The organism is Stappia sp. ES.058 (genome assembly GCF_900105595.1).
Taxonomy (GTDB): domain Bacteria; phylum Pseudomonadota; class Alphaproteobacteria; order Rhizobiales; family Stappiaceae; genus Stappia.
Genome location: NZ_LT629784.1, coordinates 4,240,218 through 4,251,951, shown reverse-complemented (window position 1 = coordinate 4,251,951; position 11,734 = coordinate 4,240,218). Strand labels below are relative to the sequence as shown.

Below are 11,734 nucleotides of genomic sequence, written 5' to 3'. Positions count from 1 at the left end.
GCTCAGCTACTAGAGACTAGAGCTTATAGAGCTTCTTCTTGTAAGGCCTTTTGCCTTTTTGTAGGCAACCCTTGCCTGATCCGCATTGCATCTTCAGACACTCCAAAAAACGCTGCCAGCCTTCTAGGGTCGGCGTCGGGGTGTTCTGCCTCTGCTTTCCTCAACAGCGCTCGGGGCATAAGAAGATTTGCGGCAAAACGATTAGCTTGCGTCTCGTGAAATCGCTCAAGGGGCGTCGTTTCGTATACCGACTCATCCAGCGCTCGGTATGCTGGGGAATCTGACACCCCATCGCCTATCAAAGAACGGTGATAAATATAGTGGCCAAGCTCATGGGCAATCGTAAACCTCTGACGCTCGTCAGGCTCGTTTATATTTGCTACAATGTAATATTTACCGTTCTCGTCACGTTGAATTTTCCCTGACATGCCTGCCGGCAATTCATCATAAAAAACGCGCACGCCAATAGCCTCTGCGGCCGCCTTCACGTCTACTGGATACCGAGATGCAAACTCCGACAGGATGTCAAGATTGGACTTAACTCGTATCCTGTTCTCCATAGTCGCCTCCGTTTCCATCTCTTTCCTGAAAGATCAATTCAACCGATCTTCGGACCTTATCAGGCAATTCATCATTAACATAATTGTTCAACAGATCAGCCGCAATAGTACGGCATTCGCTACGAGCTGTTTCTTGCGCAGCAATTCTTGCCCTATATCGAATTTCAAAAAAGCCAGCTAACCCTCCAATTGCGAGGAGGATCGCTATGATCGCGAGCAGTACGGACACCAAATCCAATCTGTGCGTTTGAGCCGCAACCGCTACCGCATACAAGGCACTTTGTGCCTCAGCTTGCTCTGCGGCGGACTTCGCTCGGTCTATAAGCGACTGCAGTTCGTCTTTCATCTCCTGCACAGACGTCAAATTTCTTCTCCGTATTCGTACGGAACAAAATTTCATTCGCGTTATAATTTTACGATAATTAAAATACACGCAATTTCAAATAAGATTTTCAAGCCAACACTTTCGCAAAAAGAAACGCTTTTTGCGAAAGTGTTGGCTTTGGAAAGTTAGCGAATTGCAGATTTCACACCGTCTTGCGGTAGACCCAGACGCGTGCGGGCGGAAGGTTCCGGAGTATCCAGCCGCTGCGCTCGATGGAAAACAGCTCCGGCTCGGCCGGGATCGGCGGCACCAGCGCGTAGGAAAACTGGATGAAGGGCGCGCCCGGCGGCAGCAGTTCGAACGCCTGCATGAGGAGCGCACGGCGTTCTTTCTTCGGACGTGAAAACAGCGGCATGGAGGAGACGATGCTGGCGAGCGAACCCTCCGGCACATCGGCCAGCATCTCGCGCAGCTTGTAGGCGTCGCCCCGGACCACGGTCATGTCCGGGTAGCGGCGACGCAGAAGCGCGCAGAAGCCGTCGTTGTATTCCAGCGCAATGACGCGGGACGGGTGAATGCCGCGCTCGAGGATGGCATGGGTGACCACGCCGGTGCCGGGCCCGATTTCAAGCACCGGACCTGTCCGCTCGACCTCGATGACATCCGCCATGCGACGGGTCAGATCAGGACCGGACGGGCTGACGGCGCCTGTTGTCAGCGGGTTTTCCGCCCAGCTTCGGATGAAACGAACCTCATCTGCAAGCTTGGCGGAAAACCCTTTGACCTTGCGGGCGGAAACCTCGAGCATCCTGAAATTCCTTGCAAAAACGATTTTGCCATAAGTGCGCGCACCCCATGGCGAATTCAAGGCATCGACCGCAGAACCCTGTCGGTCGCAGCCCGCTATGTTCCCAGGTTGTCCAGAAAGTCCTTCACCTTGGCAAAGAAACCATGGGATTCGGGATGGGTGTCGCCGGAGGATTCCTCCTCGAACTCGGCAAGCAGCTCGCGCTGGCGTTTGGTGAGGTTCGTCGGGGTTTCAACCGTGACCTGGATATAGGTGTCGCCGAAGCTTTGCGACCGCATCACCGGCATGCCCTTGCCGCGCAGCCGGAACTGCTTGCCGGCCTGGGTCCCTTCGGGAACCTTGACGCGGGTCATCTCGCCGCCAAGCGTCGGCACCTCGAACTGACCGCCGAGCGCCGCCGTCGTCATGGAAATCGGCACGCGGCAATAAAGATCCGCGCCGTCGCGCTGGAAGAAGGCATGCGGACGAATGGAGAGGAAGATATAAAGATCGCCCGAGGGGCCGCCCCGCAGCCCGGCCTCGCCCTCGCCCCCAAGACGGATACGGGTGCCGTCCTCGATCCCCGCCGGGATACTCACCGACAGGTTGCGGTTGACGGTCTTGCGCCCGGCGCCGCCGCAGTCGCCGCAAGGATCGGAGATCACCTGCCCACGCCCCTGACAGGCCGCGCAGGCCCGTTCGAGCGTAAAGAAACCCTGCGAGGCACGGACCCGCCCGGCGCCGCCACAGGTGCGGCAGGTGGTCGGCGAACTGCCAGGCTTGGCGCCCGACCCGGAACAGGCCTCGCAGGACACCGAGGTCGGAACATCAATCTCGACCGACTTGCCGGTGAAGGCATCTTCCAGCGAGATCTCGAGATTGTAGCGCAGGTCCGCGCCGCGATCGCGGCCGCCGGCGCGGCGCCCCCCGCCCATGCCGAAGAACTCGTCGAAGATGTCGGACATTGCGGAGGCGAAGTCGCCCGGATGGCCGCCGCCCTGCGCCCCGAACCCGCCGTTTTCAAAGGCGGCATGGCCGAAGCGGTCATAGGCGGCACGCTTCTGGCTGTCCTTCAGCGTGTCATAGGCCTCGCTCACTTCCTTGAAGCGGCCCTCGGCTTCGGCATCGCCGGGATTGCGGTCGGGATGGTATTGCATCGCGAGCTTGCGATAGGCGCTTTTCAGCACCGTGCCGTCGGCATCGCGGGAGACGCCCAGAACCTCGTAGTAATCACGCTTTTCCATTCGGTCGTTCCATCAGCTTGGGCGGGACGCGCGCGTCAGCAGCGCGTTCAACCGCGTGCGGCGATCGAGCCGGTATCCATTGTCGAGGCAAAGGCGCACCACCGGAGGCAGTTCGGATCCCTTGCCGGCTTCCACGACGATCAGTTCCGGCCACAGCGTTTGCGGCGCGGCGCCAAACAGACCGCGCAACGCGCCCTCGTCATGGCCTTCGAGATCAATTTTCATCGCATCGATCCGCGCGATCCCGTGCCGCGCGCAGATGTCCTGCACGGTAAGGATCTCTACGGTGTCGGTGTCTGCGGTCTCGGCCGCGCGAACCATGTGCTCGCCCCGGTTCTGGCCGTGCGCCACGATTGTTCCCCGGCCGGCGGTCTCGCCGACCGCAACGGGTGCAACAGCGACATCCCCCGACGCGCCGGACGCGGCGAGATTGGTCTCAAGACGCGCACGGGTCTCCGGGTCAGGCTCGACCGCCAGTCCCTGAAACGGGCGCTTCACCGCACGGGCGACGGAAACCATCCACAGGCTGTAGAGCCCGACATTGGCGCCGAGGTCGACGAAGACAAACGGCGACGTCTCCGACCCGGACAGCGCATCGCGCAGAGCTCCACGCTCGCCGAAATCGAAGAGCTGAACGCCGGCGACGGCCCGCTTCTCGCATCGGTTGGACGCCGGATAGAGCCGGGCGCGGATGGTGGGAAACACCTCGACATCGAAAGGACCGGGACGGCCGCGAACGCACAATCGGCGGATCGCGGAAACGCACAGCCGCCCGAAACGGTTGCGCGGCATGAGCGCCGCGATCCGGCGAACGGATTCCAGCGGCCCGGAAAAGGCATAGGCACCAAAGGGAGGATCGAGCGAACGCGGCGTCATGCCCCCGTGTCCCAGTTCCGTTAGAAGTGTCGAGAAAAGCGGCCGGGCCGCAAACGAAGACGGCGCAGCCCCTGATGGGGACTGCGCCGGTTCGGTTCGTCGATCAGGCCGACTTCTTGTCGTTCTTGTCGTCGTCGTCGCTGACTTCCTCGAAGTCGGCATCGACGACATCGTCATCGGCCTTGGGCGCGTCTTCGCTCCCCTCAGCGGATTGTCCGGCCTCTTCTTCCGCCTGGGCCGCCTTGTACATGGCCTCGCCCAGCTTCATGGAGACCTCGGACAGCGCCTGGGTCTTGGCCTGGATCGCCTCCAGATCCTCGCCCTCAAGCGCGCTCTTCAGCTCGGTGACGGCGGACTCGATAGCGCTCTTGTCCTCATCCGAAACCTTGTCGCCATAGTCCTTCAGCGACTTTTCGGTCGAATGGGCCAGAGCCTCGCCCTGATTGCGGGCCTCGACAAGTTCCTTGCGCTTCTTGTCCTCGTCGGCATGGGCCTCGGCGTCCTTGACCATCTGGTCGATGTCGGAATCGGAGAGACCGCCGGATGCCTGGATCCGGATCTGCTGCTCCTTGCCGGTGCCCTTGTCCTTGGCCGACACGTTGACGATGCCGTTGGCGTCGATGTCGAAGGCGACCTCGACCTGCGGCACGCCGCGCGGCGCAGGCGGGATGCCGACCAGATCGAACTGGCCGAGCATCTTGTTGTCGGAGGCCATCTCGCGCTCGCCCTGGAACACCCGGATCGTCACGGCGGTCTGGTTGTCCTCGGCGGTGGAGAAAGTCTGGCCCTTCTTCGTCGGGATCGTCGTGTTGCGGTCGATCAGGCGGGTGAAGACACCCCCCAGCGTCTCGATGCCCAGCGACAGCGGCGTCACGTCGAGAAGCAGCACGTCCTTGACGTCGCCCTGCAGCACACCGGCCTGAATGGCCGCGCCCATCGCCACGACCTCATCGGGGTTCACACCCTTGTGGGCTTCCTTGCCGAAGAAATTCGTCACGACTTCCTGGATCTTGGGCATGCGGGTCATGCCGCCGACGAGAACCACTTCGTCGATCTGACCGGCCGCGATGCCGGCATCCTTGAGCGCTGCCTTGCAAGGCTCGATCGTGCGCTGGACGAGATCGTCGACGAGCGATTCGAACTTGGCCCGGGTCAGCTTCATCGTCAGGTGCTTGGGGCCGGATGCATCCGCCGTGATGAACGGCAGGTTGATCTCGGTCTGCGACGAGGAGGACAGTTCGATCTTCGCCTTCTCGGCGGCTTCCTTGAGCCGCTGCAGCGCGAGCTTGTCACCCTTCAGGTCGATGCCCTGGTCCTTCTTGAACTCGGCCGCAAAGTAATCGACCAGACGCATGTCGAAGTCTTCACCGCCAAGGAACGTGTCGCCGTTGGTGGACTTCACCTCAAACACGCCGTCGCCGATCTCGAGGATCGACACGTCGAAGGTGCCGCCGCCAAGGTCATAGACCGCGATGGTCTTGCCGTCGTTCTTGTCGAGGCCATAGGCAAGGGCTGCCGCCGTCGGCTCGTTGATGATGCGAAGCACCTCGAGGCCGGCGATCTTGCCGGCGTCCTTGGTCGCCTGGCGCTGCGCGTCGTTGAAATAGGCCGGAACGGTAATGACCGCCTGGCTGACCGTCTCGCCAAGGTAGCTCTCGGCGGTTTCCTTCATCTTCTGCAAGATGAAGGCGGAGGCCTGCGAGGGCGAATATTTTTCGCCGTCCGCCTCTACCCATGCGTCGCCATTGTCCGCCTTGACGATGGAATAGGGGACGAGGTCCTTGTCCTTGGCGACCGTCGGGTCGTCGTAGCGGCGGCCGATCAGGCGCTTCACGGCGAACAGCGTGCCGGTCGGGTTGGTGACGGCCTGGCGCTTGGCCGGCTGGCCGACGAGGCGCTCGCCATCGTCGGAAAACGCCACCATCGACGGCGTTGTGCGCGCGCCTTCGGAATTCTCGATAACCTTGGGGGTCTTGCCGTCCATGACAGCAATGCACGAGTTGGTCGTGCCGAGGTCGATACCGATGACCTTTGCCATTTCTTACTTCTCCTTGTCAGCAGACCGGTCGGACCCGTTGCGGCATCGGGCCGGTCCCTATGTCAGTGCGTCCTGATGCGAGTGCTTTGTATCAATGCATTCGGATTTGTCCCCGAAGCCCCTACGATGTGATGCGCAGGCGCCTGGTGACAAGATGTGCTCGCTATATAAGTGGCTGCTCGGCGCACCGCAAGGCACAGGCGCCGACCGGCTTCGCGCCGCCACGGGTCCGCCCGCCGTTTCCCGTCTCCGCTGCCTGTGGCAAAGTGGGTCGCCCCTCGCGGTGCGCCGTGTTGTTGCAATGCAGCAGGCTTCGCCCTAAAACCCACGCGATCGCGGGGCGCAGGCGGATCTGTCGCGCCCCGACCGTTCCCTGCGCCCATCAATCCACAACGACACGTGTCGGCGGCCCTTAATCGCGCGCACAGAATTGGATGCTTCATGTTCTCACTCCTCGCCTACCGCGACCAGTGGACCGGCAATGTGCGTCGCGATCTGGTCGCAGGCCTGGTGGTGGCACTGGCCCTGATTCCCGAGGCCATCGCCTTTTCCATCATCGCCGGCGTCGATCCCAAGGTCGGCCTCTATGCGTCCTTCTCGATCGCCGTGATCACCGCAATCGTCGGCGGACGTCCGGGCATGATCTCCGCCGCGACCGCGGCCACGGCCGTTTTGATGGTCACGCTGGTCAAGGAGCACGGGCTGCAATACCTGCTCGCCGCCACCGTGCTCGCCGGGCTCATGCAGATCGTCGCGGGCATGCTCCGGCTCGGCGACGTGATGCGCTTCGTCTCGCGTTCCGTGATGACCGGCTTCGTCAATGCGCTGGCGATCCTGATTTTCATGGCGCAATTGCCGGAACTGATCGGTGTGACCTGGCTGACCTATGCGATGGTCGCCGCCGGCCTTGCGATCATCTACCTGTTTCCGCGCCTGACCACGGCGGTGCCCTCGCCGCTGGTCTGCATTCTCGTCTTGACGGCAGCGGCGATCTTTTTCGGCTTCGACGTACGCACCGTCGGCGACATGGGCGAACTGCCCGACACGCTGCCCATCTTCCTGCTGCCGCAAATCCCGCTGACGCTGGAAACGCTGATGATCATCCTGCCCTATTCCGCAGCCGTCGCCGCCGTCGGCCTGCTGGAATCGCTGATGACGGCCTCCATCGTCGACGATCTCACCGACACCAACAGCGACAAGAACCAGGAATGCATCGGCCAGGGCGTCGCCAACACCGCCACCGGCTTCATCGGCGGCATGGCGGGCTGCGCGATGATCGGCCAGTCGATGATCAACGTGAAATCGGGCGGCCGGGGACGGCTGTCGACCTTCGCCGCCGGCGTGATCCTGCTCTTCCTGATCGTCGTGCTCGGCGACTGGGTGAAACAGATCCCCATGCCTGCGCTCGTCGCGATCATGATCATGGTGTCGATCGGCACGTTCAGCTGGTCGTCGATCAAGAACCTGCGCGACCATCCCCGCTCCTCCTCCATCGTTATGGTGGCCACGGTCGCCGGCGTCGTCGTGACCCACAATCTCGCCATCGGCGTGGTGATCGGTGTGCTCTTGTCGGGCATCTTCTTCGCCTGGAAGATCGCACAGATCTTCCGTGTCACCTCGACGCTGTCCGACGACGGACGGGCCCGCGCCTATCTGGTCGAGGGGCAGGTGTTCTTCGCCTCCGCCGACGCCTTCACCGCCGCCTTCGACTTCAAGGAAGTGCTGGAACGGGTCACGATCGACGTGAGCCGCGCGCACATCTGGGACATCTCGGCGGTTGCCGCGCTCGACATGGTGGTGTTGAAGTTCCGCCGCGAGGGCGCCGACGTGGAAATCGTCGGCATCAACGAAGCGAGCGAGACCATCGTCGACAAGCTCGCCCTGCACGACAAGCCGGACGCGCTCGAGCGGCTGATGGGCCACTGAGAGCGAAACCGACACCGAAAAGGACTGCAACATGTCGAAGCTGATCGCCCTGGTGGATGGCTCGCTTTATTCCCACAGCGTGTGCGACCACGCCGCCTGGATCGCCAAGCGCAACGACGCCTCGGTGGAGGTGCTGCATGTGCTCGGCCGCCGCCAGGCGGAAGGCGGGGCCGCGAACCTTTCCGGCAACATCGCGCTCGGGGCCCGAACCACCCTCCTCAACGAACTGTCCGACCTCGATGCGCAAATGGCGAAACTGTCGCAAAAGCGCGGCCGCGCGATTCTCGACGACGCAAAGCGCTTCCTGGAGGAGGACGGCATCAGCGACGTGACCACACGGCTGCGCACCGGCGACATCGTCGAAACGCTGGCGGATGTGGAGGCCGACGCGGACCTCGTCGTCATCGGCAAGCGTGGCGAGGCGGCGGATTTCGCCAAGCTGCACCTCGGCTCGAACCTGGAGCGCATCGTGCGATCCTCGACCCGGCCGGTGTTGGTCGCCGCGCGTGCCTTCAAGCCGATCAAGCGGTTTCTGGTCGCCTATGACGGCGGCACGAGCAGCATGAAGGCGATCGACCACATCGCCCGCTCCAGGATCTTTGCCGGGCTGGAATGCCGGCTGCTGACCGTCGGTGCCGACAACGCCGAAACCCGCCGCAAGCTCGACAACGCCACCGCGACGCTGGAAGCCGGCGGCTACGAGGTGCGCGCCGGCATCGTGCAGGGCCAGGCGGATGCGGCCATTGCGGCGACGGTGGATTCCGAAGACATCGACCTGCTGGTGATGGGCGCCTACGGCCATTCGCGCATTCGCTCGCTGATCATCGGCTCGACGACGACGGAGATGATCCGCTCCTGCAAGGTTCCGGTGCTGCTCTTCCGCTAAGGCCCCGCACATCGGGGCACTGGATCTTCACCCACGCCGTTTGGGAGCAAAGCCCGGTTCCGCTCTGGCCGTTGACGGAACACACGCTATACATAGGCAACGAACGGTCGCGACACGTCGCGACCGCTTCCCGCCAGACAGATCCGCCCGCTTTGAAGAGAAGGTCAGGACCCGAGATGACGCGCGATGCCGACACCGCCGAACGAGACGCCAGGGACCTTGAGAACCGCGTTGCCGAGGGCGACCCTTTCACGCTGTTCGGGGAATGGCTGGCGCTGGCGGAAACGAAGGAGCCGAACGACGCGAACGCGATGGCGCTCGCCACCTCCGGCGCCGACGGACTGCCGGACGTGCGCATGGTTCTGCTGAAGGGGTTCGACACCGCCGGTTTCGTCTTCTACACCAACACGGAATCGCAAAAGGGCGTCGAGCTTTCCCAAAACATGCAGGCCGCCGGCGTGCTGCACTGGAAGTCGCTGCGCCGTCAGGTGCGCTTCCGCGGGCCCGTCGAACGCGTGTCCGATGGCGAAGCCGACGCCTATTTCGCCTCGCGTGCCCGCGACAGCCGCATCGGCGCCTGGGCGAGCCAGCAGTCGCGCCCGCTGGAAAGCCGCTTCGCGCTGGAAAAGGCCGTGGCGCGCCAGGCCGCCCGCTTTGGCCTCAGTGAGGTGCCGCGCCCGCCGCACTGGACCGGATACCGGATCAGGCCGGTCTACATCGAGTTTTGGATGGACAAACCCTTCCGCCTTCATGACCGGCACATCTTCCGCCGCGATACGCCGGAAGGATCCTGGACGACCGAACGTCTCTATCCCTGACTTGAAACGGTTTGCCACGCCGCAACCGTCTGTCGGGCCCGCGGCCGCCCCTTCCCCGAACAGTCCCCGGATCCGTCCGCCGCGTTGAGAGTGGACGCGAGAAGCCGTGCCGTGCTCTACTTTGACGATTGGATCCGCGAACGGGAGGAGCGGACGGTCGATCATGGGACAGAGATCCTCATCGCCCCAGGTGGCGCATATCACCGAAATCGAACGCGTCCTGAGCGGGCAGGTATCGACTCGCGACGACGTTGTCGTGGCGTCCTGGAAACGCTGCGTGCGCGAGCACGGGCTGGACCCCGCCCGGTCGAAACCGGCCTATATCGTGCCCGACAACCAGTTGCGCGCGCATCGCGAGCAGTCGGAGCGGCTGATCTCGATTGCCCGCAGCGGCCTTGAAAACCTGTTCCGCCAGGTGGCGGGACAGAACTATGTGCTTCTGCTGGCGGATCGCGCCGGGATCACGGTCGACTATTTCGGCGATCCGGCCTTCGAGGACGACCTGCGTCGCGCCGGGCTGTATCTCGGCGCCGACTGGTCGGAAGACCTCGTCGGCACCTGCGGGGTCGGCGCCTGCATCGCCACCGGCCAGCCGATGACCATTCACCAAAGCGACCACTTCGATGTCGCCCACACGCCGCTGAGCTGCACCGCCGCGCCAATCTTCGACACCGGCGGAAATCTTTCCGCCGTGCTCGACATCTCGCTGCTGCGCTCGCCGCAACCCAAGGCGAGCCAGCACCTGGCGCTGCATCTGGTGACCGCCTCGGTGCGCCGCATCGAACTGGCCAACCTGATGGCGACCATGCGGCGCGACTGGGTGTTGCGGCTCGCCCATTCGCCGGAGTTTCTCGACGTCGACCCGGAAGCCGCCATCGCGCTCGACGCTTCCGGACGGATCATCGGCCTCACCCATGACGCGGCCTCGATCCTGGGCCGGGCCGACGGCAAGGGGCTGCGCGCACCCTCCGCCTATGTCGGCGCGCCGCTCAGCGATTTCTTCGACATCGGCATCGACGACCTGCCGGCGCTGACACGCGGACGCGCGGCGGAAGACCGCATTGCCCGGCTGAAGGACGGTTCGGCGATCTTCTGCCATGCGATCGCGCCAACGAACCTGCGGCAGACCGCAAGGACGAGCGGACACGCGATCCCCGCGCCGCTCCAGCAACTGTGCGGCGACGACGCGGCCATGAAAGCGCTTCAGCTCAAGGCGGCGCGGCTTGCCGACGAGCCGCTGCCGATCCTGATCACCGGAGAGACCGGCAGCGGAAAGGAACGGCTGGCGCGCGCCCTGCACCAGAGCCGGAAAAAAGCCGGTCCCTTCGTCGCGGTGAATTGCGCCGCCATACCCGAAGCGCTGATCGAGGGCGAATTGTTCGGCCATGCACCGGGCGCCTTTTCCGGAGCCCTGTCGAAAGGCCGCCCGGGGCTGATCGAGGAAGCCAATGGCGGCGTGCTGTTTCTGGATGAAATCGGCGACATGCCGCTCGCCCTGCAGGGCCGGCTGTTGCGCGTGCTCTCCGAAGGCGAAGTGACCCGGCTCGGCGAGGCGCGGGCACGGCCGGTGCGGGTGAAGACGATCTCCGCGACCAACCAGGACCTCGCCGCGCTGCTGGAAACGGGGCGGTTCCGCCACGATCTTTTCTACCGCGTTGCCGCAGCCACGCTGGCATTGCCGCCCTTGCGCGCGCGCACCGACTTCGAGTGGCTGCTCGACCGGCTTCTTGCCGGGCTCGGCGATGGACGCAGCCGGCGCCCCCGGCTGGACCCGGCGGCGCGGCTCGCCCTGATCCGCCGCGACTGGCCGGGCAACATTCGCGAACTCGTCAATGTCCTCAACGTCGCGGCGGCGATGTGCGAGGATGCGACAATCACTCCGGATGATCTGCCGGATCCGGGCGAGCATCCACCCCGCGAGACCGCGCCCGCCGCTCCGCCCGAGACGATGCCGCGCCGGCCAGGCGCGGTGACGAACGCATCCGAACTTGCCGGCGTGCTGGCGGTCTGCGACGGCAACATCAGCGCCGCCGCCCGGCATCTGGGCGTCGACCGCACCACCGTCTACCGCCGCATGCGCCGCCTTGGCCTGAGGACCTGACACGCCCCTTTCGGGCCGCTCCCCCGGCCCGCGACCGGCCGACCCTTGCTGTTGCGCGCCATGGCGCCACAGTGTTGCGCGCCACAGTCGTTTGCGCGTCCACGCCATGCCCCGGCATGCGACGACCTGAATTTCCCTGACTTTTCAATCGTACCGTCTCCGCCGCCCGGTGT

At 63.9% G+C, this 11,734-nt stretch carries 10 protein-coding genes; 4 read left to right on the top strand and 6 right to left on the bottom strand.

Features of this window, described 5'->3' with window-relative positions; genetic code table 11:
• Positions 1-23 precede the first annotated feature (23 nt).
• From BLU32_RS19855 to dnaK, 6 genes are all read right to left on the bottom strand, one after another.
• The gene (locus BLU32_RS19855) at positions 24-560 is read right to left on the bottom strand and encodes an ImmA/IrrE family metallo-endopeptidase (RefSeq protein WP_157727762.1); all 537 of its coding nucleotides are present in this window, start codon (positions 558-560) and stop codon (positions 24-26) included.
• Positions 538-924 carry a hypothetical protein gene (locus tag BLU32_RS21945; RefSeq protein ID WP_157727761.1) on the bottom strand — a complete coding sequence of 129 codons (387 nt, stop codon included), beginning with the start codon at positions 922-924 and terminating at the stop codon, positions 538-540. The genes BLU32_RS19855 and BLU32_RS21945 overlap by 23 nt, the downstream gene beginning before the upstream one ends.
• Before the next feature lie 163 nt (positions 925-1,087).
• A complete protein-coding gene (locus BLU32_RS19850; RefSeq protein WP_093809824.1) occupies positions 1,088-1,693 on the bottom strand; it encodes a class I SAM-dependent methyltransferase in 606 nt (201 codons plus the stop codon).
• 95 nt (positions 1,694-1,788) lie between these two features.
• Entirely contained in the window at positions 1,789-2,916 is a 1,128-nt protein-coding gene (gene dnaJ, locus BLU32_RS19845) for a molecular chaperone DnaJ (protein ID WP_093809822.1), read from the bottom strand.
• Between the two features lie 12 nt (positions 2,917-2,928).
• Positions 2,929-3,792, bottom strand: a complete 864-nt coding sequence (locus tag BLU32_RS19840) for an FkbM family methyltransferase (protein ID WP_093809820.1) — start codon at positions 3,790-3,792, stop codon at positions 2,929-2,931.
• A gap of 103 nt (positions 3,793-3,895) precedes the next feature.
• The gene (gene dnaK, locus BLU32_RS19835; protein ID WP_093809818.1) at positions 3,896-5,830 is read right to left on the bottom strand and encodes a molecular chaperone DnaK; all 1,935 of its coding nucleotides are present in this window, start codon (positions 5,828-5,830) and stop codon (positions 3,896-3,898) included.
• A gap of 441 nt (positions 5,831-6,271) precedes the next feature.
• On the opposite strand from dnaK, the gene BLU32_RS19830 reads away from it, so the two are divergent.
• The 4 genes from BLU32_RS19830 (at position 6,272) to BLU32_RS19815 (ending at position 11,561) form a co-directional block, all read left to right on the top strand.
• Entirely contained in the window at positions 6,272-7,756 is a 1,485-nt protein-coding gene (locus BLU32_RS19830) for a SulP family inorganic anion transporter (protein WP_093809816.1), read from the top strand.
• Between the two features lie 31 nt (positions 7,757-7,787).
• On the top strand, positions 7,788-8,642 hold the full coding sequence (locus BLU32_RS19825; protein WP_093809814.1) for a universal stress protein: 855 nt from the start codon (positions 7,788-7,790) through the stop codon (positions 8,640-8,642).
• 176 nt (positions 8,643-8,818) lie between these two features.
• Complete coding sequence (gene pdxH / locus BLU32_RS19820) at positions 8,819-9,460, top strand: pyridoxamine 5'-phosphate oxidase (protein WP_093809812.1); 642 nt, start codon at positions 8,819-8,821, stop codon at positions 9,458-9,460.
• Between the two features lie 163 nt (positions 9,461-9,623).
• Complete coding sequence (locus BLU32_RS19815; protein WP_093809810.1) at positions 9,624-11,561, top strand: sigma-54-dependent Fis family transcriptional regulator; 1,938 nt, start codon at positions 9,624-9,626, stop codon at positions 11,559-11,561.
• Positions 11,562-11,734 lie beyond the last annotated feature (173 nt).